18 protein-coding genes are annotated in these 22,335 nt (G+C 59.2%); 10 read left to right on the top strand and 8 right to left on the bottom strand.

Annotated elements, in window-relative coordinates:
* The first annotated feature begins 165 nt into the window (after positions 1-165).
* Positions 166-1,599, top strand: a complete 1,434-nt coding sequence (dacB, locus tag AC6I8I_RS02030) for a serine-type D-Ala-D-Ala carboxypeptidase (protein ID WP_312055278.1) — start codon at positions 166-168, stop codon at positions 1,597-1,599.
* A gap of 306 nt (positions 1,600-1,905) precedes the next feature.
* Here the strand turns inward: dacB and AC6I8I_RS02025 are convergent, their stop codons facing one another.
* Entirely contained in the window at positions 1,906-4,167 is a 2,262-nt protein-coding gene (locus tag AC6I8I_RS02025; RefSeq protein WP_312055279.1) for a TonB-dependent siderophore receptor, read from the bottom strand.
* Between the two features lie 252 nt (positions 4,168-4,419).
* Between AC6I8I_RS02025 and fes the strand changes: the two genes are divergently transcribed.
* The 3 genes from fes (at position 4,420) to AC6I8I_RS02010 (ending at position 9,875) form a co-directional block, all read left to right on the top strand.
* Positions 4,420-5,637: an enterochelin esterase gene (fes, locus tag AC6I8I_RS02020; protein ID WP_312055280.1), complete on the top strand. Its 1,218-nt coding sequence runs from the start codon at positions 4,420-4,422 to the stop codon at positions 5,635-5,637.
* A gap of 103 nt (positions 5,638-5,740) precedes the next feature.
* Positions 5,741-5,956: an MbtH family protein gene (locus AC6I8I_RS02015; protein WP_312055281.1), complete on the top strand. Its 216-nt coding sequence runs from the start codon at positions 5,741-5,743 to the stop codon at positions 5,954-5,956.
* Positions 5,949-9,875, top strand: a complete 3,927-nt coding sequence (locus AC6I8I_RS02010; protein WP_497828257.1) for an enterobactin synthase subunit F — start codon at positions 5,949-5,951, stop codon at positions 9,873-9,875. Before AC6I8I_RS02015 ends, AC6I8I_RS02010 begins: the two co-directional genes overlap by 8 nt.
* 40 nt (positions 9,876-9,915) lie before the next feature.
* Here AC6I8I_RS02010 and AC6I8I_RS02005 read toward each other — a convergent pair whose 3' ends face one another.
* The 3 genes from AC6I8I_RS02005 to fepD are packed head-to-tail and all read right to left on the bottom strand — an operon-like array spanning position 9,916 to position 12,676.
* Entirely contained in the window at positions 9,916-10,713 is a 798-nt protein-coding gene (locus tag AC6I8I_RS02005; RefSeq protein WP_312055283.1) for an ATP-binding cassette domain-containing protein, read from the bottom strand.
* Positions 10,710-11,690, bottom strand: coding sequence for an iron-enterobactin ABC transporter permease (gene fepG, locus AC6I8I_RS02000; protein ID WP_312055284.1), 981 nt, complete (start codon positions 11,688-11,690; stop codon positions 10,710-10,712). Before fepG ends, AC6I8I_RS02005 begins: the two co-directional genes overlap by 4 nt.
* On the bottom strand, positions 11,687-12,676 hold the full coding sequence (gene fepD, locus AC6I8I_RS01995) for a Fe(3+)-siderophore ABC transporter permease (protein WP_312055285.1): 990 nt from the start codon (positions 12,674-12,676) through the stop codon (positions 11,687-11,689). Before fepD ends, fepG begins: the two co-directional genes overlap by 4 nt.
* Positions 12,677-12,821: 145 nt before the next feature.
* Between fepD and entS the strand changes: the two genes are divergently transcribed.
* The gene (gene entS / locus AC6I8I_RS01990) at positions 12,822-14,072 is read left to right on the top strand and encodes an enterobactin transporter EntS (RefSeq protein ID WP_312055286.1); all 1,251 of its coding nucleotides are present in this window, start codon (positions 12,822-12,824) and stop codon (positions 14,070-14,072) included.
* Here the strand turns inward: entS and fepB are convergent.
* Positions 14,067-15,026 carry a Fe2+-enterobactin ABC transporter substrate-binding protein gene (gene fepB / locus AC6I8I_RS01985; protein ID WP_312055287.1) on the bottom strand — a complete coding sequence of 320 codons (960 nt, stop codon included), beginning with the start codon at positions 15,024-15,026 and terminating at the stop codon, positions 14,067-14,069. The two genes, entS and fepB, sit on opposite strands and share 6 nt — an antisense overlap.
* A gap of 177 nt (positions 15,027-15,203) precedes the next feature.
* On the opposite strand from fepB, the gene AC6I8I_RS01980 reads away from it, so the two are divergent.
* The 5 genes from AC6I8I_RS01980 to AC6I8I_RS01960 are packed head-to-tail and all read left to right on the top strand — an operon-like array spanning position 15,204 to position 20,060.
* Positions 15,204-16,382, top strand: coding sequence for an isochorismate synthase (locus AC6I8I_RS01980; protein ID WP_312055288.1), 1,179 nt, complete (start codon positions 15,204-15,206; stop codon positions 16,380-16,382).
* Between the two features lie 10 nt (positions 16,383-16,392).
* Positions 16,393-18,009, top strand: coding sequence for a (2,3-dihydroxybenzoyl)adenylate synthase (locus tag AC6I8I_RS01975; protein WP_312055289.1), 1,617 nt, complete (start codon positions 16,393-16,395; stop codon positions 18,007-18,009).
* 19 nt (positions 18,010-18,028) lie between these two features.
* Positions 18,029-18,883 (top strand): isochorismatase family protein, encoded by an 855-nt coding sequence (locus tag AC6I8I_RS01970; protein WP_312055290.1) that lies wholly within the window; start codon positions 18,029-18,031, stop codon positions 18,881-18,883.
* Complete coding sequence (gene dhbA / locus AC6I8I_RS01965; RefSeq protein ID WP_312055291.1) at positions 18,880-19,638, top strand: 2,3-dihydro-2,3-dihydroxybenzoate dehydrogenase; 759 nt, start codon at positions 18,880-18,882, stop codon at positions 19,636-19,638. The genes AC6I8I_RS01970 and dhbA overlap by 4 nt, the downstream gene beginning before the upstream one ends.
* Positions 19,639-19,640: 2 nt before the next feature.
* Positions 19,641-20,060: a hotdog fold thioesterase gene (locus AC6I8I_RS01960; RefSeq protein WP_497828256.1), complete on the top strand. Its 420-nt coding sequence runs from the start codon at positions 19,641-19,643 to the stop codon at positions 20,058-20,060.
* Between the two features lie 78 nt (positions 20,061-20,138).
* Here the strand turns inward: AC6I8I_RS01960 and cgtA are convergent, their stop codons facing one another.
* The 3 genes from cgtA to rplU form a co-directional block, all read right to left on the bottom strand.
* Positions 20,139-21,311, bottom strand: coding sequence for an Obg family GTPase CgtA (cgtA, locus tag AC6I8I_RS01955; RefSeq protein ID WP_031375433.1), 1,173 nt, complete (start codon positions 21,309-21,311; stop codon positions 20,139-20,141).
* 242 nt (positions 21,312-21,553) lie between these two features.
* On the bottom strand, positions 21,554-21,811 hold the full coding sequence (gene rpmA, locus AC6I8I_RS01950) for a 50S ribosomal protein L27 (protein WP_031375434.1): 258 nt from the start codon (positions 21,809-21,811) through the stop codon (positions 21,554-21,556).
* A 15-nt stretch (positions 21,812-21,826) separates the two neighbouring features.
* Positions 21,827-22,138 (bottom strand): 50S ribosomal protein L21, encoded by a 312-nt coding sequence (gene rplU, locus AC6I8I_RS01945; protein WP_031375435.1) that lies wholly within the window; start codon positions 22,136-22,138, stop codon positions 21,827-21,829.
* Positions 22,139-22,335: the final 197 nt, after the last annotated feature.

The following is a 22,335-nucleotide window of genomic DNA, read 5'->3' as shown; positions in this document are numbered from 1 at the left end:
GGTTTTGCAAACAAAAGAATCCTGACCCGGACAGTATTCCAGGCCAGAAAAGGGTTTTGCAATTTGATACGTATTTTACCCCAGAGTTCCCTGCGGGTCATCGTTTACTTTCCACCGTCCAGCGACGTAGTATTGACGGCTTCACCTGCCAGTTACCGCGAGATTATGCGATTTTCACGACTTGTTACCGGATTAACCTGTGCATTTATGCTGCAGGCACAAGCAGCGCCAGTTGATGAATACATGCAGTATCTGCCAGACGGCGCCAATCTGGCGCTGATGGTGCAGAAAGTGGGTGCATCAACCCCGATTATTGATTACCACGGAAAACAGATGGCGTTGCCCGCCAGTACCATGAAGGTAGTGACGGCGCTGGCGGCGTTACTGGAACTGGGCGGAGACTACCGTTTTCAGACCACCTTTGAGACCAAAGGCGCGCTGGTTGATGGCACGCTGAACGGAGATTTAGTGGCGCGTTTTGCTGGCGATCCCACTTTAAGCCGGCAGGATCTGCGCAATATGGTGGCCGGGTTAAAGAAGCAGGGCATCACCCATATTAAAGGCAATCTGGTGATTGATACCTCGGTGTTTGCCAGTCATGACATGGCACCAGGCTGGCCGTGGAACGACCTGACCCAATGCTTCAGCGCCCCGCCGGGTGCGGCGATCGTCGATAAAAACTGTTTTTCTGTCTCGCTCTACAGCGCTAACACGCCGGGCGAGAATGCGTTTGTGCGTATCGCCTCCTATTACCCGGCGCATATGTACAGCCAGGTGCGCACCATTGGCCGCAACAGTGGCGAAGGACAATATTGCGAACTCGACGTAGTGCCGGGTGAGCTGAACCGCTACACCCTGACCGGCTGCATGCGTCAACGTGCCGAACCACTGCCGCTGGCGTTTGCGGTTCAGGATGACGCTGCCTGGGCTGGCGAGATCCTGAAAGCGGAACTGCGTGCGGCAGATATCGATTACAGCGGGCATCTGGTGCGTCAGTCTCTGGTCACCGAGCCGGGCACGGTACTGGCCTCAACCCAGTCGGCACCGCTGCACACGCTGCTGCATACCATGCTGAAGAAGTCTGACAACATGATTGCCGACACGGTGTTTCGCACCATTGGTCATCACTACTTCAACGTGCCTGGGACCTTCCGCGCCGGCCAGGACGCGGTTCGCCGGATCCTGAAAGCCAAAGCCAATATCGACATGGGCAACAGCATTCAGGTCGATGGTTCCGGCCTGTCGCGTCATGACCTGATTTCGCCGCAAACCATGATGCAGGTGCTGCAGTACATTGCGAAAAATGACAGCACGCTGGATTATATCTCGATGCTGCCACTGGCCGGTTATGACGGCACGCTGCAGTACCGCGGCGGACTGCATGAAGCGGGACTGGATGGCAAAGTTTCAGCGAAAACCGGCTCACTGCAGGGGGTTTATAACCTGGCGGGCTTTATCACCACCTCGAGTGGCACCCGGGTCGCCTTTGTACAGTTCCTTTCCGGCTATGCGGTTCCACCGGAAGATCAGCGTACCCGCCGTATTCCGCTGGTGCGTTTTGAGAGCCGGCTCTACCGGGATATTAATCAGAACAACTGAGTAACACGGCATAAAAAAACGCAGCAGGCGATCAACCTGCTGCGTTTGTTAATAAAGTCTGGCCCCGTCAGCGATAAGACCGAGCCTGCACTGGAAACAGGGGCAGCTCGGAAAAACGCTTAAGCCCATCCCTGACCGTCCGGCCTGTGAGATTACCTGCCTCATCCCTGAAATACGCCCGACGTCGGCCCACGCCTGGCGTTTTTGGGCATGGCACGGGACGCGTCCCTACCCTGCCCCTGTTCCCTGCGCGTCGAGCTTATCCCTTCGGCCGGATTCATCCGGGTCTGGTGATGGCTAAACCCATCAGAAGCGGGTGTTCACACTCATATAGTAAGTGCGGCCCGACTCGTTAAAGGTGTTGGCACCGGCACCGTACAGATACGCGCCGGTGTTGGCGTTACCGGTAGTCTGCGCATTGCCTTCGCGGAAGTGGCGCTTATCGAACAGATTGTCGATCCCCACCGTGACGCTGGCATATTTGTTGACGTCATAGGTGCCGCTCATGCCGACCACTGAGTAAGGACTTACCTCATCGGTGGCGCTGCCGGTAACCGGATTGCCTTTATAGTCATACTTTTTCGGCACCTGTTTGCCGTACCAGGTTAGCGTGGTTTGCAGTGACAGATCCTGCGTTGCCTGCCAGCTCAGCGTCGAGTTAAGCGTGTATTCCGGGATCACCGACAGACGATCGCCGGTCTCTTTGTTCTTACTCTGCAGCATGTAGGTGAAGTTATTGTTCCAGCTCACGCTATCTGAGAACGGCACGTTAACCGTCCCTTCCAGCCCTTCCACCACCGCTTTCGGCACGTTTTCCCACTTATAGATGTCGGTCGTTCCGTTCGAGGCGGTGCCAGTTGGCAGCGTGCCGGCCTCGATCTTATTGCGGTAATCGTTGCGGAACCAGGTCAGACCGGCCTGATAGCCTTCATGCTTCCACTCCAGCCCCACCTCTTTATTGATGCTGTTTTCCGCTTTCAAATCGTCATTGCCCATCAGATAACAGGCACCGGCGCTAGAGGCGCAGCCCTGGCCGTTACTGTACAGCAGATAATTAGGGTTGGTCTGATACAGGCTCGGCGCTTTGTAGGCGCGGGCGATGCCCATTTTCAGCGTGAAGTCATCGCCTAATCCCTGTGACAGATTGAGCGACGGGCTCCAGTTGTTACCCGCGATGGAGTGATGATCGAAACGCAGGCCGGGCGTCAGCATGGTGCTGTCGGTCAGTTCAATATTGTCTTCTGCAAACAGTGAGAAGATTTCAGCCTGAGAATAGGGGCTGCGACCGGTGGTGGCGATGCCTGGGATGGAACCATTGCTGGTCGCCTGGGTGGTCGATGACGGGTCTTTCATCCGCTGCTGGTTCCACTCGGTGCCGAAGGTGGCCGTCTGATTGACCAGCCATTCAAACGGAATGCTGACCTCACTGTGCAGCAGCACATCGTCCAGCTGAATGGTATTGAAGTCGCTGTTGGAGAAGATCCCCTCGGTACCACCTGCCAGCCCTTCATTCAGGCGCGAGTTGCGGGTGTTCTCATATTGCGCATAGGTATTGGTACTGATGCCGTTATCCCAGGCACCGGTCCACTTCAGCGAGAAGTTCTGCCGATAAAGGCGATTGGTCTCATCACCGTATTTACTTTTTACCAGCGCGTTGGTGTTGGTGTTCTGTGTATCACCGGCATACAGGTTGCCCTGCCGACTGTAACCGGCACCCAACTCCAGTGCCTGCATCGGCGCAAAAGCCCAGCGCAGTAAGGCATGGACATCTTTATTGACCGAGCCTTCACGGCCAGCCGGATAGGAGCCAGCATAGGAGCCGGTTCGCTGGGCAGCATGCCCTTCATTAATGTCGTACGCGTCGGCCTGGGTTTTTGCCAGTCCGCCATACAGCCGGAAGCTGAAGTCGTCGCCTAACGGCCCTTCGAGGCTAAAATTAGTGCGTCGGGTGGCGCCTTCATCTTTATGCTGCGGTACGTTGTAATAGGCGCTCCACGAGCCGTGCCACTGATTATCCAGCGCTTTTTTGGTGATGATATTCACCACCCCACCAGCCGCGCCGTTACCGTAACGGGCCGCCGCCGGACCGCGAATCACTTCGATATGATCAATCATCTCAGGCGGAACCCAGTTGCTGTCGCCGCGCGTGTCACGCTCGCCGCGCCAGCCCAGACGCACCGAGTTGCGGCTGGTTACCGGCAAGCCATCCACCAGGATCAGGGTGTTTTCCGGCCCCATGCCGCGGATATCGATCTGACGGTTATTCCCACGCTGGCCGCTGGTGGAGTTACCGGTCAGGTTAACGCCGGGCATGGTACGAATGATTTCAGAGACGTCGCGAGCAGGCGGATGTTTTTTGATTTCGTCGGCGGTGATGGTCGACACACCGGGTGCCTGAAGCGTTTGCTCGGCGGCGGTCACCATCATGGTGCTGTCGCTGGCGGTATCGGATGCGTTGCTGGTGATGCCCGGGTCAGTAGCAGCTGCTGCTGCGCCGGTAGAAATGAGAGAGGTGGTGACGCCAAGTTCAATCATAATGGCTAACGAAAGCCGGGATAACTTTTTCATTTTTTTATTCCTGGATTGCCAGCGAAAGGCCACTGCCGGCGCGCCGGTGAAAAGGTAAGTACCTTGCCTGCAACGCATTCCAGTTCTCTCCGGACCATCTTCAACAGACCCTCGTCCCGGTCTGAAGCCCGATACGGCAGAGAGGATGCGCGCGCTCCCTGTAGAGCGGAAACACCCTATTGCAAATGAAAATAATTATCAATAGTATTATTCATAACATGCATCACCCTAATCAAGTGTAGTGATCGACTGATGGCGCGTATGACGTGGTTAAATGAAGTGACCGGCAGTGACGCCTGGTGGCAACAGCAGCAGCAACAGGGCATTCCCTTGATTGAACCCGGCGAAGAGGGCACCTGTCAGGTCACCTTCTTCTGGCGTGATCCCCACGGTGATGAGTCCCACTCGGCGATCCGCCGCGTCTGGATCAACATCACCGGCGTGACCGATCACCATCAGTCCGCCGCCCCCTCCTCCTTAACACGCGTTCCCGACACCGATGTCTGGTGGTGGCAAACCACCCTGCCCGCTGACTGGCGCGGCAGCTATTGCCTGATACCCGATCGCCTGGCCGAGAAATTCGACGGCCAGACTGATATGCAGACGCTGCGTCAATGGTGGAGCGGCAAATTCCCGTCAGCGCAGGCGGACCCGCTCAACCCGTTGCGCAGCTGGGCTGGCGGACGCGGCCTACGGGTTTCACCGCTGCACCTGCCGCAGGCGCCCGATCAATCGGTGTGGCACGATGTTGATCGCGGCCAGCCGGCGGCTATTCCGTTGCAACCGCTGCAGTGGCGCAGCGAACGACTGGGTAATCAGCGCACGGTGTGGCTTTACTGCAGCGGCGAGGCCCCTGCCGCCGACCGCCCGCTGGCGTTATTGCTGGATGGGCAGTTCTGGGCGCAGACCATGCCGATTGCCGGTCCGCTGCGGCAACTCACCGCGGCAGGAGAACTGCCGCCGGCGGTTTATGCGATGATCGACATTATCGATCGCGAGCACCGCAGCCGCGAGCTGACCTGTAATGCCGAATTCTGGCTGGCGGTGCAGCACGAACTCCTGCCGCTGATTCAGAAAACCGTCGCCTGTCGGGTGCAGGGCGACAGCACGCTGGTGGCGGGACAAAGTTTTGGCGGACTTTCCGCAGCTTACGCCGCCTTAAGCTGGCCAGAGACCTTTGGTGCCGCCATCAGCCTTTCCGGCTCTTTTTGGTGGCCGGCGCGCGGTAACCCCAACGGCTGGCTACCGCAACAACTACAACAAGGTTTGCTGCAGGCACCGCCGCGCCGCTTTTATCTTGAAGCAGGCCGACGTGAGCGGCTGATTCTGGCAGCAAATCAACAATTTGAGCGTGATTTAATCGCGGCCGGACATCAGGTCTGCTATCAGCAGTTTGAAGGCGGTCACGACGCGCTCTGCTGGCGCGGCGGCCTGCTGGCCGGATTAAAAGCAATGTGGCAATACCCGTAATTCGCCTATCGCCCCTCTTTCACACCCGAGGCCGATCGCGGTCAGCGGCGACGTGCAGGATCAGGGCGATATCTCGCCTGGATAGCACGGGCAGGAGACCTACATGCAACATCTCAATCCGTTCGACGATCCGCAGCAGGATTGTCATGTACTGATCAATAACCAGCAACAGTACAGCTTATGGCCCGCCTTCCGGGCGATTCCGTCTGGCTGGCAGCCGGTATTTGGTCCCCAGCCACAGGCAATCTGCCTCAGCTGGCTGAATGAAAACTGGCACGATATCCGCCCGGTCACCGCCAGCCGGAGTGACGATGTCTGAGATCACCATGAACCCGAATCTGACTGAACAGAAAACGTTACCGCTGGTTGCCGCTCAGCCCGGCATCTGGATCGCAGACCAGTTATCCCCACACGCCAATGCTTACGCGGTGGCGCATTTTGTCGAACTGCGCGGCGCGCTCAACAGTGCGCTGCTGGCCAAAGCTATCGTTGCCGGCATGCAGGAAGCGGATACGCTGAATATGGCGTTTGGCGAGCAGGACGGTGAACCACAGCAGTGGCCTGCGCCGCAGCACTTTGCTGAGCCGCAGGTGATTGACCTGCGCAATTCGGCCGATCCGGTCGCCGCGGCTCGTGCGCTGATGCAGCAGGATATGTCTGGTGACCTGCGGGTGATCAGCGGCGCGCCGCTGTACCACCACAGCCTGCTGCGGCTGGGTGATGAGCACTGGTACTGGTATCAGCGTTATCACCATCTGGTGGTCGATGGCTTCAGCTTTACCGCCCTGACCCGCCGTATCACCAATCTCTACAGCGCCTGGCAGCGTGATGAAACGCCTGAGCCGACCCCGTTTACGCCATTCAGTGAGGTGGTGGAAGAGTATCAACGCTACCAGCAATCTGCTGGCTGGCAGCGTGATGCGCAGTTCTGGCGCGAAAAAGGCGCACAGCTTCCCGCGCCCGCGTCGCTCTCCGACCAGCCGCTGGCGGGCCAGAGTGCCAGTACCGATCTGCTACGTCATAGTGTTGCGCTGGACAGCAATAACTTTCAGGCCCTGCTGGCGCATACCCAGCAGCAGCAGCTCAGCGCGGCCGACACCGCCATTGCGCTGGTCTCGCTGTGGCTGTCGCGTCTCAGCGGGCAAAACGACTTTGCCGCCGGTTTCATCTTTATGCGCCGCATCGGTTCAGCCGCGCTGTGTGCCACCGGCCCGGTAATCAATGTGCTGCCGATGGCGATACACAACGATCCGGCCCAGCCGCTGAGCGCACTGGCAGCGCGCCTGGCGGGTGAAATAAAAAAAATGCGTCGTCATCAGCGCTACGATGCCGAGCAGGTGCAGCGCGATCTGGGCCGCCTCGGCGACAGCGATCCGCTCTACGGACCGGTGATCAACCTCAAGATGTTTGATTACCAGCTCGACTTTGCCGGCATTGAAGGCGTGACGCATCAGCTCGCCTCCGGCCCGGTACGCGATCTGGAGATTGCGATCTACCTGAGCGAACAGGGCGACCTGACGCTGGAGCTGCTGGCGAACGCCCAGCGCTACAGCGAAGCAATCCTCAGACAACACGCCAGCCGCGTTGATCTGCTGCTGTCGCAGCTGGCCGCCGATCCCGATCGCCCGTGTGGCGAGCTGGATATGCTGACGCCGGCTGAACATCAGCAGTTAGCCACCCTTAATCAGACGGCGATGCCGCTGCCGGCAGAAACGCTGAGCAGCCTGCTGTTAAGCCAGGCGCTGCGTACCCCGCTGGCCCCGGCGCTGGCGGATGAGGCCCATCAGCTTACTTATCAACAGATGCAGCAGCAGGTGGCGGCGCTGGCGCAGCAGCTGATTGCACAGGGAGTGATGCCGGGCGATATTGTTGCCGTCGCTCTGCCGCGATCGATCTTCCTGTCGCTGGCGCTGCAGGCCATGGTCAGCGCGGGTGCCACTTACCTGCCGCTCGATACCGGCTATCCCGACGATCGTCTGCAGATGATGCTGGAAGACGCCGCGCCGAAAACGCTGGTCACCTGTCATCAGCTGGCCGGACGACTGGCCGCCCTTACGCCGATCACGCCGCTGTTTTATGACGCGCTGTTAACCCCGAACAGGTCAGAGATCGGCCAGCAGCCACGCCCGCAGGATGGCGCTTACATTATCTATACCTCCGGCTCAACCGGTCGGCCAAAAGGAGTGCTGGTCAGCCATCAGGCGATCGTTAACCGCCTGCTGTGGATGCAGGATCACTATCCACTCGGCAGCAGTGATGTGGTATTGCAGAAAACCCCGAGCAGCTTCGATGTCTCTGTCTGGGAGTTCTTCTGGCCGCTGATGGTCGGCGCACAGCTGGTGATGGCCCCACCGGATGCCCATCGCGATCCGGAGGCGCTGCAACAGCTGTTTGCCCGCTATCGCGTTACCACCACTCACTTTGTGCCGTCGATGCTAGCGGCCTTTGTCGCCACGCTACAGGATGCGGACGCCGTGGCGCGTTGCGCTACCCTGCGCCAGGTGTTCTGCAGCGGCGAAGCGTTACCGGCTGAGCTATCACGCCAGTGGCAAACGCTGACTCAGGTCGCGCTGCACAATCTCTACGGTCCGACCGAAGCAGCGGTCGACGTCAGCTATTACCCGGCATCGGGTGAGGAACTGGCGGCGGTCGAAGGTGCCAGCGTACCGATTGGCTTCCCGGTCTGGAACACCGGTTTACGGATTCTGGATGCCCGTCTGCAACCAGTGCCGCCTGGCGTGGCTGGCGATCTCTATCTGACCGGCGTGCAGCTGGCGCATGGCTATCTTGATCGCCCTGACCTGACCGCCAGTCGTTTTGTCGCTGACCCCTATGGCGACGGCAGCCGGATGTACCGTACCGGCGATGTCGCGCGCTGGCTGGCCAATGGCGCAGTCGAATATCTCGGCCGCAGCGACGACCAGCTTAAAATCCGCGGACAGCGGATTGAACTGAATGAGATCGATCATGCCCTGGCTGCCCTGCCCGGCGTGGAGCAGGCGGTGACGCACGCCCTGGTGCTGGGCGGCGCAGACCACCAGCAAGGGGATGCGCGCCAGCTGGTCGGCTATGTGGTGGCGGATCAGCCGATTGATGCCGCAGCGATGCGTCAGGCGCTGGCGACGCAACTGCCTGCGCACATGGTACCGGTCGCTATTGTCCAGCTGGCGGCGTTGCCGCTCAGCAGCAACGGCAAGCTGGATCGTAAAGCGTTGCCGCTGCCGCAGACACAGACAGCGGAAGCGGGTCGGGACCCGCATCCGGGACTGGAAACCACCCTGGCGCAGGCGTTCGCCATGCTGCTGGAGCGGGAGTCGGTCAGCGCGCAGGATGACTTCTTCGCCCTCGGCGGCCACTCGTTACTGGCGATGCGGCTGGCGGCACAGCTGCGTCGTCGCCTCAATCAGCCGGTGTCGGTCGGCCAGATTATGATCGCCTCCACGGTGGAAAAACTGGCAGCCTTGCTGAGCAGTGAATCGGCTGAGGCCAGCCGTGCCGGCTTTGAAGCGGTGCTGCCGCTGCGGCGCGGCAGCGGGCCGACGCTGTTCTGCTTCCATCCGGCTTCAGGTTTTGCCTGGCAGTTCAGCGTGCTGCAACGCTATCTCGATGCACGCTGGTCGCTGATTGGCATTCAGTCGCCAGACCTCGCCAGCCCGCTCAATCAGGCAACGCATCTCGATGCGGTGTGTGAGGCGCACCTGGCGACGATACGCCAGCAGCAGCCGCACGGTCCTTACTATTTCCTCGGCTATTCGCTGGGCGGGACACTGGCGCAGGGTATCGCGGCGCGGCTGGAAGCCGCAGGCGAAACCGTTGCCTTCCTCGGCCTGCTGGATACCTGGCCACCAGAGACGCAGAACTGGGATGAGAAGCGCGGGGAAAACGTGCTGGATCCGGCGGTACTGGCAGAGGTTAACCGGGAGCGCGAGCAGTTTATTGCAGCACAGCGCCAGCAGGCGGGAGAAGGGATGGAGGCGCTGTTTACCACCATCGAAGCCAACTACGCCAGCTCGGTGCGACTGCTGGCCACGGCCCGCAGCGCGCGCTTCAACGGCCGGGCGACCCTGTTCCTGGCGGAACAGACGCAACAGCCCGGTCAGGATGCCGGTCGCGCCTGGTCACCTTACGTTGCTGAACTGGACATATGGCCGCTGGATTGCGCCCACGTCGAGATTATTTCGCCGCGAATATTTGAACAGATTGGGCCGCGCCTGCAGCAATTGCTGGCGACGTTTTAATCCCCGACCGACTCGCGCCTTCCCCCCGGGGAAGGCCGAATCAGCTGGCTGCGCGCCCCAGCGGCACAATCATCGGGGTGTGCGCCACCGGATCGTCAACAATCATGCAGCGCAGACCGTAAATGGTTTCAATCAGCGCCGGCGTCACGATGTCGGCCGGTTTACCTTCGGCAATAATCTTACCGTCCCGCATAGCGATCAAATGGCTGGCGTAGCGGCACGCCTGATTGAGGTCGTGCAGCACCACCACCAGCGTCCGGCCATGCTGTTGATTCAGATCCTGCATTAACTCCAGCAGCTCGATCTGATGGGCAATATCCAGCCAGGTGGTGGGTTCATCGAGTAACAGCAGTGGCGTTTGCTGCGCCAGCACCATCGCAATCCAGACCCGCTGCCGCTGACCGCCGGACAAGGTATCGACCTGCTGCTGTGCCAGATCGGCCACGCCGGTCGCCAGCATCGCCTGCTGCACCGCCACTTCATCTTCCTGACGCCAGCGGCCAAACAGCGGCTGGTGAGGATAACGCCCGCGCGCCACCAGCTCACTGACGCTGATGCCGGCCGGAGCACTGGAGCTTTGCGGCAGCAGCCCGAGCCGACGCGCCACCTCTTTGGTGGCATAGTGGGCAATCGCATTACCATCCAGCAATACCTCGCCCTGTAAAGGCGATGCCAACCGGCTTAGGGTGCGCAGCAGCGTCGATTTACCACAGGCGTTGGGGCCGATAATCACCGTCAGCTCACCGTCAGGGATTGTCACCGAGAGATTCTCCGCCACGATTTTTTTGTCATAGCCGAGCGTCAGTGCGTTGCCCTGCAAACGTGTCGTTACTGTCATTGGCGTCGCGCCTCCCGCACCAGTAGAGCAATCAGATAAAGTCCGCCCAGGCTCACGGTAATCACACCAACCGGCAGTTGATAGGGCAGGAAAAAGTGCTGCGCGGCGTAGTCAGCGGCGGTTAACAGCAGTGCGCCACATAATGCCGCCAGCGATAATGCGCCTTTGATTCCGCCGCACAGCCGTCGGGCGATTTGGGGTGCCAGCAGCGCAATAAACGAGATCGGCCCGACCAGCGCGGTCGAGGCCGCCGTCAGGATCACCCCGGTCAGCATCAGCAGAATGCGGCTGCGCTCAACCGCTACGCCAAGCGCGCAGGCGGTGTCATCGCCCATCTCCAGTAGTCGCATGCGCCGCGCCAGCAGTGCGGTTGCCAGCAGCGCCAGCAGCAGCACGGTGATAACCGGCGTGGTTTTCGCCCAGCTGATGCCGTTCAGTGAGCCGGCGCTCCACAGGCCAGCGCTCAGTGCCGCCTCGAGTGAGGCGCTGATGATCAGCCAGCTGTTAAGCGCCATCAGCAGCGCACGCACGCTGATGCCGACAATGATCAGCCGAAACGTCTCGACGCCGTTGCGCCAGCTAAACAGCCAGACCACGCCCGCCGTCAGCAATCCGCCGATCAGCGCCGCCAGCGTCATGCCTTCCATGTTCTGCTGGAACAGCACCAGCGCCACCAGCACTCCGCTGTAGGCACCGGTATTGAAACCGAGAATATCCGGACTGCCGAGCGGATTGCGCAGCAGCGATTGAAAAATTGCGCCGCTTACGCCGAGCGCGGCACCAATCAGCAGCGCCATCATCACCCGCGGCAGACGCCACTCCAGCACGATCAGCTGGATATTGCGCGCCGCCTCGCCGTTGAACACCTGCCATAGCTGGGCAGCGGTGATCGGCAAAGTGCCGCGCGTCACGCCGAGAAAAGCCAGTGCCAGACACGCCAGCAGCAGCCAGAAGGCATTAATCGTTACGCGTCTCATACCGCACCTCTGCCGATCTTGCGGCGCACCAGCACAATCAGCATCGGCGCGCCGAGAATCGCGGTCACAATCGACACGCGTAGCTCACCCGGCACCAGCACCCGGCCGAGAATATCAGCCGCCAGCAGCAGACAGGGCGTGATGAGAATGGTGCCAGGCAGCATCCAGCGATGATCGTTGCCGAACAGCCAGCGTGCCAGATGCGGCGTCATTAATCCGACAAAGGCAATCGGCCCCACTGCGGCAGTGGCGGCGCCGCTCAGCAGGGCGATCGCCAGCAGCCCAATAAGCTGGGTGCGGGCAACGCGGGTACCGAGCGCGGTTGCCATATCACCGCCCATGCTGAGACTGTTGAGCGAGCGTGCCAGCAGCAGCGCCAGCAGGCTGCCAATCGCCACCGCAGGAAAGGTGGTGCGCAGCATGGCGAAATTACGGATATCCAGCGAACCGCTGTGCCAGAAACGCAGATGATCGTAGATGTCAGGGTTAAGCAGCGATAAGCCAGAGGTTAAGCCCTCTAACACCGCGCCCAGCGCCACCCCGGCCAGCGTCAGACGTACCGGATTAACCCGTCCACCACCGATAGCGCCGGTCAGCGCCACCAGCAACGACGCCAGCAGCGCCCCGCTAAAGGCAAAGCCCAGCCAGTCGGCCGGCGAATCGGCACCGAACAGCGCAATGCCCAGCACCACCGCGAAGCCAGCCCCGGCATTAATACCCAGAATACCGGGATCGGCCAGCGGATTGCGCGTCAGGCTTTGCATCAGCGCGCCCGCCACGCCGAGGCCAACACCCGCCAGCAGCCCGGCCAGGGTGCGCGGCAGTCGGGCGTCACGCACAATAATGCAGTTCGCGCTGGAGCAGTCGGTCAGCAGCGCCTGGCTGACATCATGAAAGGCAATGGATTTGGCACCCAGCATCAGGCTAAGCGCGAGGAGCAGCAACAGCAGCATCCCTGAACCTGCTATTACATGGAATTGACGCATAACGTTTAAACCTTCACGAATTCAATGGCATCGCAGCGGATACCTTTATGATAATGATACTTGTTATCGTTCTTACGCGTTTTTTGTATGTTACCATGACTCGTAAACTCAATGACGAGGAAAATGGGTGCAAAAAGGCGACGTTATGAACAAACCCTCCCACTTTATCGATCTCAGCCTGCTGAAAACCCATCCCGCCTTCCGCGCCGTGTTTATCGCCCGATTTATCTCTATCGTCGCGCTTGGCATGCTGGCTGTCGCGGTACCGGTACAGATTCAACAGCTGACGCAATCCCCGCTGCTGGTCGGACTGGCGGTCACGCTGGCCGGTGCCGGCATGTTTATCGGCCTGCTGACCGGTGGCGTGCTGGCCGATCGCTACGAACGCCGACGCCTGATTTTATTTGCCCGTTCCACCTGCGGCCTCGGTTTTGTCGCGCTGTGTGTCAATGCCCTGCTGCCCGCGCCCTCGGTGATCGCGGTATTTGTGCTGGGCCTGTGGGATGGCTTTTTTGGTGCGATTGGCGTCACCGCACTGCTGGCTGCCACGCCGGCGCTGGTGGGGCGCGAAAATATCATGAAAGCGGGCGCTATCACCATGCTGACGGTCCGCTTTGGCGCTATCCTGTCGCCGGCGATTGCCGGCCTGGTGATCGCCCATGCTGGCGTGGCCTGGAACTACGGTCTGGCGGCGATCGGCACCTTGCTGACGGTGCTCACCCTGCTGCGACTGCCGACGCTTGCGCCGCCACCGCAACCGCGTGAACATCCGCTGACCGCGTTATCCGCCGGGATTGGTTTTCTGTTCGCCAGCCCGATCGTCGGCATGGCCGCGCTGGTTGGCGCGCTGGTCACCTTAGCCAGTGCGGTGCGGGTGCTCTACCCGGCGCTGGCTCCGCACTGGCAGGTCGGACTGGAGCAGCTGGGGCTGATGTATGCCGCCGTTCCACTTGGGGCGGCGGTCGGTGCCTTAACCAGTGGCCGGCTGGCGCAGTCGTCGCAGCCGGGCCGATTGATCCTGGCCAGCGCCATTGCCGCCTTTGTGGCGCTGGGCCTGTTCAGCCTGATGCCGTGGTTCAGCCTGAGTCTGGTCTGCCTCGCCGCGTTTGGTTATTTCAGTGCTATTAACAGCCTGGTGCAGTATGCCCTGATCCAGACGCTAACGCCGGATGCGCTGCTTGGGCGGATCAACAGCCTGTGGACGGCGCAGAATGTTACCGGTGATGCGCTTGGCGCGGCGGTGATCGGGGCGATGGGGTCACTGCTGCTGCCGCAGCAGGCGGCAGGCCTGCTGGGTCTGGCCGCCACCGTGCTGGGTGTTGTGATGTGGCTGCTGATGGCGCGTTTGCGCCGTTATCAACCGCCTGCACCCGGGCAGGCGGAAACATCATCATGATTTAACGAACAGCGCCTCCAGTCGGTTCAGCAGATTGCTGGCGCTGTAGTAATCCAGACGGAAGGTATCCAGCCCCAGCGCGTAGACCGCTTTGCTACGCACCGCCGGAGTCTGGGCCAGGAAAGGATTCTTCATCACCTGCTCTGCGGTTTTCGGTTCGGCGGCAAACAGCAGATACGAGTGTCCATTCAGCCCGGCAGCCAGATTTTCCCCTGACAGCTGAATGATGTCTTTACGCTGCCCCATGCTGTGACCGTGCTGCATGTCGGCAGGTGGTGTGGCCAGGGTGAATCCCAGCTGTTGCAGCAATTTCCCCTGCGCGGACGCCTCAGTCCACAGATTAACTGCGCGACCGTCACCGTTCCAGACCATGGCGGAAACCGGCTGTGGCGGCAGCGTCAACGCTGAGCGGAGCGCTTTTTCACGCGCATCGAACGCGCTTATCCGGGCAGCGGCTTGTGCTTCATGGCCGGTTGCCTCACCCAGCAGCGTCACCAGCTGCTGCCAGCTTTTATCGTCGTAGTTGATCACCAGCACCGGCGCGATGGCGGTCAGCTGATCGACCAGTTTAATCGCTGAGTCATTGCCGGTGGCACTGACCACAATCAGGTCCGGCGCTTCCGCCGCAATCGCTTCGGCATTTGGCTCGCCAATATAGAGACGTTTTACGCCGCGCTGTTTTGCCACCTCGCCCCACTGACGGAAGAACCCTTGCCCATCGGCCAGCCGGCTGTTGGGTGCCGTTGCGCCGCTGGCGATCACCGGCGCATCAATCGCCAGAAGCGAGCCGGTCAGGGTGACGCTGGTCGAGACAATGCGGGTCGGCGCCTGTGATAGCGTCACACTGCCTTTCGCGCCCGCCACCGTGCGCGGCCAGCCGTTCTGTGCCGCCACTGCAAAGCTGATACAGAAGAAAAACAGCGCTATCGCCGCCTTTACACCACGTTTAGTCATAAATTTCAGTCCACTTTTATACTGGCTATTTGCCCTGCTGTTTGTGCTGATTTAGCAGGAAAACGCAGCCGAAACACCGCGTATTTATTGACACTTCCGGCTAATCAACGTAGGTTACTGGGCCACAATACAAATGATAATCATTATTAATTATCTTATCATTTATAGGTGAAAATTATGGTGGAATCGTTGACGTTTGAACATCCCTTGTTGCAGGATTTCTCCGCGTTGTGCCGCGGCTTCCTGTTTACTTCTCCCTGGAAAAGCCTGACCACGCAAGGCTGCTTCACCACGCTGACCACCCCGGTAACCGCAGGTGAGACACTGACAGGGGATTTTCAGCAACAATTGCAGCACCATTTTGCCTCAGCCAGAAAACAGGGCATTACTCACCCTATTCTGGTGGGTGCGATCCCGTTTGACGTCAATCAGCCATCGGCACTGTTTATCCCCGAATCGTATCAGACCTTTAACCGCGACGATCTGCATGCGGTTACCTTACCACCCGAAGCCACTTTGCCGCAGGTGCGTCGCCGCACGGCGGTGCCGGATCATGCTAATTTCACCAATATGGTAGCGCAGGCAGTAGCCGCAACGCAGCGTGGCGATCTGGATAAAGTGGTGCTGTCGCGGCTGATGGATATCACGGCTGAACAGCCGGTGGATACCGCGGCGCTGATGCAGCGCATCGTGGCGCAGAACCCTAACAGCTATCACTTTCATCTGCCGCTGCCGGAAGGTGGTGCACTGGTCGGGGCCAGCCCGGAATTAATGATCCGCAAACAGGGACGGGATTTCAGCTCCTGTCCGCTGGCCGGTTCGGCCCGCCGTGATGCCGATCCGCAGCGTGACCAGGCCGCAGGTGAGAGCCTGATGCGCTCGGATAAAGATCGCCATGAACATAAGCTGGTAACCGATGCGATGCGCAACACGCTGCAACCGCGCAGCCGGATGCTGTCGGTGCCGGAGGTGCCGTCGCTGATCACCACCGCAACCTTATGGCATCTCGCCACCCTGATTAAGGGTGAAGTGCTCGACCCGCGCGAAAATGCGCTGTCGCTGGCCTGCCTGTTGCATCCGACGCCGGCACTGAGCGGCTTCCCGCATCAGCGCGCCCAGCAGCTGATACAGCAACTCGAACCGTTTGAGCGCCAGCTATTTGGCGGCATCGTCGGCTGGTGCGATGACCAGGGCAATGGCGAATGGGTGGTGACGATTCGCTGCGGCACGGTCAATGGCCCACGCGTGCGGCTGTTTGCTGGCGCGGGCATCGTTGCTGACTCACAACCAGAATCAGAATGGCGTGAAACCGGCGTCAAACTTGACACCATGCTTCGCGCTTTTGGACTGCAATAAAGGACCCTGTATGACCATTTCCTACAGCCGCTGGCCTGACGATCTGGCCGCGCGTTACCGCGAAAAAGGCTACTGGCTCGATCTGCCGATGACCGATATCCTCGAACGCCACCAACAGAGCGACAGCGTGGCGGTGATTGATGGCGATCGGCAGTTCAGCTACCGTCAGCTGGCCCGCTTAAGTGACAATCTGGCAGCAGCGTTGCAGCGTCGTGGCCTCAAATCGGGAGATACCGCGCTGGTGCAGCTCGGCAACGTGGCCGAATTTTACCTGACGCTGTTTGCGCTGTTTAAAATTGGCGTCGCGCCGGTTAACGCGCTGTTCAGCCATCAGCGTACTGAGCTGACGGCGTACGCCAGCCAGATTTCGCCGCGCCTGCTGATTGCCGATCGCAGCCATACGCTGTTTGCTGATGACAGTTTTATCAGCCAGCTGTGCCACGATCATACCCAGCTGCAGCAGGTGGTCCTGCGTGGTGATGCTCAGGCTGAAAACAGCCTTGAAAGCCTGCTGGCCGAACCGGCAGGTGATTTCGTTGCGACGCCGACCGCCGGTGATGAAGTGGCTTTTTTCCAGCTCTCCGGCGGCAGCACCGGCACGCCGAAACTGATCCCGCGCACCCATAACGACTACTATTACAGCATCCGCGAAAGTGACGTTATCTGTGGGGTGACCGCCGACACCCGTTATCTGATCGCCCTGCCCGCTGCGCATAATTTTCCGATGAGCTCACCGGGCGCGCTGGGGGTCTTCTACGCTGGCGGACAGGTTATTCTGGCAGCCGATCCCAGCGCTACGCTCTGCTTCCCGCTGATTGAAAAGCATCAGGTAACCGATACCGGTCTGGTGCCGCCAGCCGTTAGTCTGTGGCTGCAGGCGATTCAGGAATGGGGCAGCAATGCCGCACTGGCTTCGCTGCAACGCATTCAGGTCGGTGGCGCGAAGCTGGGCGAGACCCTGGCGGCACGTATTCAGTCTGAGATAGGCTGCAAACTGCAGCAGGTGTTTGGCATGGCAGAAGGCCTGGTGAACTACACCCGGCTCGATGATGATGAAACCACCATTCTGACCACCCAGGGCCGCCCGATCTCGCCGGATGATGAAGTGTGGGTGGCCGATGAACAGGGTAATCCGCTGCCGACCGGCGCCATTGGCCGTCTGATGACGCGCGGGCCTTATACTTTCCGCGGCTACTACAACAGCCCGGAACACAATGCCGCCAGCTTCGATTCACAGGGCTTTTACTGCTCTGGCGATCTGATTGAGATCACCCCGCAAGGCAACATCATTGTTCAGGGGCGTGAGAAAGATCAGATCAACCGCGGCGGCGAAAAGATCGCGGCGGAAGAGATCGAGAACCTGCTGCAACGCCATCCTGATGTGATCCACGCAGCACTGGTGTCGATGAACGATGAATTGATGGGTGAGAAGAGCTGTGCCTTCATCGTGGCGCGTCAGCCGGTGAAACCGGTAGCGCTGCGTCGTCACCTGCGTGAACTTGGGGTCGCGGAATTCAAACTGCCCGACCGTATTACCTGCGTAGATGCCCTGCCGCTGACCCACGTCGGCAAGGTGGATAAAAAACGTCTGCGCCAACAACTTGCCGATCAACAAGCGCAAGCCTGACCTGTCCGGAGATTTTTCTATGGCCATTCCAAAACTGACCTCTTATCCGCTGCCAGCCGCCACTGAATTGCCGACCAACAAGGTAAAATGGGCACTGGAGTCGGGCCGTGCGGCGCTGCTGATCCACGATATGCAGCGTTATTTCCTCAACTTCTGGGGCGAGAATAGCCCGCTGGTGGAGCAGGTCGTCGACAACATTGCCCGCCTGCGCCACTACTGTAAAGCGCAGGGGATTCCGGTGTTCTATACCGCGCAGCCGAATGCGCAGAGCGATGAAGATCGTGCGTTGCTCAACGACATGTGGGGTCCGGGCCTGAATAAGCACCCCGATCAGCAGAAGATCGTGGACGCGCTGGCACCGGATGCCGACGATCATGTGCTGACCAAATGGCGCTACAGCGCCTTCCATCGCTCGCCGCTTGAGTCGATCCTGCAGGAGATGGGCCGCGATCAGCTGATCATTACCGGCGTCTATGCCCATATCGGCTGCCTGACCACCGCCACCGACGCATTTATGCGCAACATTCAACCGTTTATGGTGGCCGATGCGCTGGCGGATTTCAGCCGCGATGAGCATATGATGGCGCTGACCTACACCGCTGGCCGCAGTGGTAAAGTGGTGATGACCGCCGACCTGATGCCGCTGCCGCTGAGCAAAGACGATCTGCGTGCGCTGATCCTGCCGCTGCTGGAAGATGACGACGTGCCGGAAGATGATGAAAACCTGATCGATTACGGTCTGGATTCGGTGCGGGTGATGGCGCTGGCGGCGCGCTGGCGTCAGGTGCACAGCGACATCGACTTTGTCAGCCTGGCCAAAAATCCGAGCATAGATGGCTGGTGGGCCTTGCTGTCCCGGGAGCCTGCGCAATGAGCCATTCGTTTGACTTCAGCGAAAAAATTGTCTGGATAACCGGTGCCGGCCAGGGGATTGGCTATCATACCGCGCTGGCGTTTCATCAGGCGGGTGCGCAGGTCGAAGCTTTCGATCAGCGTTTTCACGGCCACGACTATCCGTTTCCCTGCCATACGCTGGACGTGTCCGATCCTGATCAGGTGAGGTCGCTCTGCCAGCGTCTGCTGGCGACGCAGCCGCGTATTGATGTGTTGGTGAACGCGGCCGGTATTCTGCGAATTGGCGCTACCGATGAGCTGTCGTTCACCGACTGGCAGGCCTGCCTTAACGTTAATGCCGGTGGCGCGTTCAACCTGTTTCAGCAAACCCTGCCGGTGTTCCGGCAGCAGCGGGCGGGCGCGATTGTCACCATCGCCTCCAACTCAGCGCACGCACCGCGGATTGGCATGTCCGCCTATGGTGCCTCAAAAGCCGCCCTGCGCAGCCTCTGCCTGACGGTGGGTCTGGAGATGGCGCCGTATGGCGTTCGCTGCAATATCGTCTCACCCGGCTCAACCGATACCGATATGCAGCGCAGCCTGTGGCATACGCCGACCGGTGAGCAGGAGATGATCGCGGGCTTCCCGGACCAATTCAAACTCGGTATTCCGTTAGGAAAGATCGCACAGCCGCAGGAAATTGCCGCTAACGTGCTGTTCCTCGCCTCCGATCTTGCCAGCCACGTCACCTTACAGGATATTGTGGTGGATGGCGGTGCAACCCTGGGAGCCTGATAATGTCAGCGATCTGGAAACGATCTATCGATCTTGCTGCCCTGAATGCGCTGGGTGAGAACTCGCTGGTGGCGCATCTGGGGATCATTTTTACCGTAATCGGTGATGATTATCTGGAAGCGACCATGCCGGTCGATGCCCGAACGCATCAGCCTTTTGGCCTGCTGCACGGTGGCGCGTCCGTGGTACTGGCGGAGTCAATGGGATCGGTTGCGGGCTATCTGGCCGTTGAGGAAGGCAGCAGCGTGGTGGGCGTGGAAGTGAATGCCAGCCATCATCGTGCGGTATCAAGCGGTGTGGTACGCGGAATTTGTCGTCCGCTGCATCTGGGTAAGCTCAGCCAGAGCTGGCAGATTGAGATTCGTAACGGTCGCGATCAGCTGTGTTGCAGCGCCCGGCTGGGCGTGGCGGTAATGAGCTAACAACGGTGTGATGCTCCCCTTTCAGGATGAAAAGGGAGCATCGCGCATCAGCGGTGAGCCGGTGATGCGCGCAGAGCGTTAGCGCTGATAGATAATTTCGACGCCTTCGTCGTCTTCATCATCCCAGTCTTCATCCCACTCTTCATCTTCCACTTCAACCGCGTTTTCAATGGCTTCTTTGTGGTAATCATCCCACATGAACTCCACTTTCTCCGGCTGTTTCTCTTCGAGCTCGGCTTCTTTCGGGTTGGCGTTGATGAAGCTCATCACGTCCCAGCAGAGTTCGTTGACACCGGTACGGCTGGCAGCCGAGATCAGGTAATACTTCCCTTCCCAGCCCAGCGCGTCAGCAATCGCTTTAGCGCGTGACTGCGCTTCTTCTTCGCTCAGCAGGTCAATTTTATTGAACACCAGCCAGCGCGGCTTGTTGAACAGCTTATCGCTGTATTTTTCCAGCTCGCCGAGAATGATGCGCGCGTTTTCAATCGGATCGCTTTCATCGATAGGATCGATGTCGATCAGGTGCAACAGCACGCGGCAACGCTCGAGGTGCTTCAGGAAGCGAATACCCAGACCCGCGCCTTCGGCTGCGCCTTCGATCAGGCCAGGGATATCGGCCACCACAAAGCTCTGCTCGCTGTCCATACGGACCACGCCAAGGCTCGGGACCAGAGTGGTAAACGGATAGTCCGCCACTTTCGGTTTGGCTGCCGAGACGGCACGGATAAAGGTCGATTTACCGGCGTTTGGTAAGCCCAGCATCCCGACGTCGGCCAGCAGCATCAGCTCCAGCTGCAGGTCGCGTTTTTCACCGGGCGTACCCATGGTTTTCTGACGCGGACTGCGGTTAACCGACGATTTGAAGCGGGTATTGCCCAGGCCATGCCAGCCGCCTTTGCCGACCATCAGTTTCTGGCCGTGGCGCGTCATGTCGCCTAAGGTCTCACCGGTGCCCTGGTCGATCACCCGGGTGCCGACCGGCACTTTCACCACAATATCTTTGCCGCGTTTGCCGGTGCAGTCACGGCTCTGGCCGTTCTGCCCACGCTCGGCGCGGAAAGACTTTTCGAAACGATAATCGATCAGGGTGTTAAGGTTTTCGTCAGCGATCAGGTAAACGTCACCGCCGTCACCACCATCACCCCCGTCCGGGCCGCCTTTCGGGATATATTTTTCGCGGCGGAAGCTGACGCAACCATTACCGCCATCGCCGGCGACGACCAAAATTGTCGCTTCATCAACAAACTTCATTTTCTATCTCCGTCACACAATCGTCTGCAGCACTCTGCAAACGGGTCCGCCAGGGTCTTCTGCGCTGACCAGCGGCGGATAAATCAGGATTGGCTTTCGCCAGTGCGTACATAAAGTGTACAGCAATCTTTTGTGATGCGTTACCTTCACGGCAACCGAGCGCAGAATGTAAAAAGCCCCGCAGCAGTTGCGGGGCCTTTAATTCGTGCGTTCAGACGTTAAACGTCTGCGTCACGACAACCTTACTCAGCAACGATGCTGATGTATTTACGGTTGTTCGGACCTTTGATTTCGAATTTTACTTTGCCGTCTGCGGTAGCAAACAGGGTGTGGTCACGACCACAACCTACGTTGTTACCGGCGTGGAATTTGGTGCCACGCTGACGAACGATGATGCTACCCGCCAGAACGGATTCACCACCAAAACGTTTTACACCCAGACGTTTTGCGTTGGAGTCACGACCATTTCGAGTCGAACCACCAGCCTTTTTATGTGCCATTTGTCAGATCTCCTCTTAGGCAGTGATGCCAGTGATTTTCACATCAGTGAACCACTGACGGTGGCCTTGCTGCTTACGGTAGTGTTTACGACGACGAAACTTAACGATCTTAATTTTCTCGCCACGACCATGAGCAACAACTTCCGCCTTGATCATACCGCCTGAAACCAGTGGCGCGCCGATTTTCACGTCTTCGCCATTGGCAATCATCAGAACCTGGTCAAACTCAATGGTTTCACCGGTTGCGATGTCCAGCTTTTCCAGGCGAACGGTCTGACCTTCGCTTACTCGGTGTTGTTTACCACCACTTTGGAAAACCGCGTACATATAAAACTCCGCTTCTGCGCTTGCCTTTTAGTTCATCAGGCGGCGCGCTAAATATTCACAATAGGGCGCGAATTCTACGCAAAACTCCAGGAGAAGACAAGAGCACTTTGCACTCTCTTGCAGAAAAAAAACACAGGCCGAACGCAAACGTTCCTCAACCAGAAAATTCAAGTACAATCAGTAACAGATTACCTGAA

This window comes from Pantoea sp. X-Soil-YNGN-775 (genome assembly GCF_059730575.1).
The sequence above is the reverse complement of the archived record's forward strand: the minus strand, read 5'-3'. Positions and strand labels throughout refer to the sequence as shown.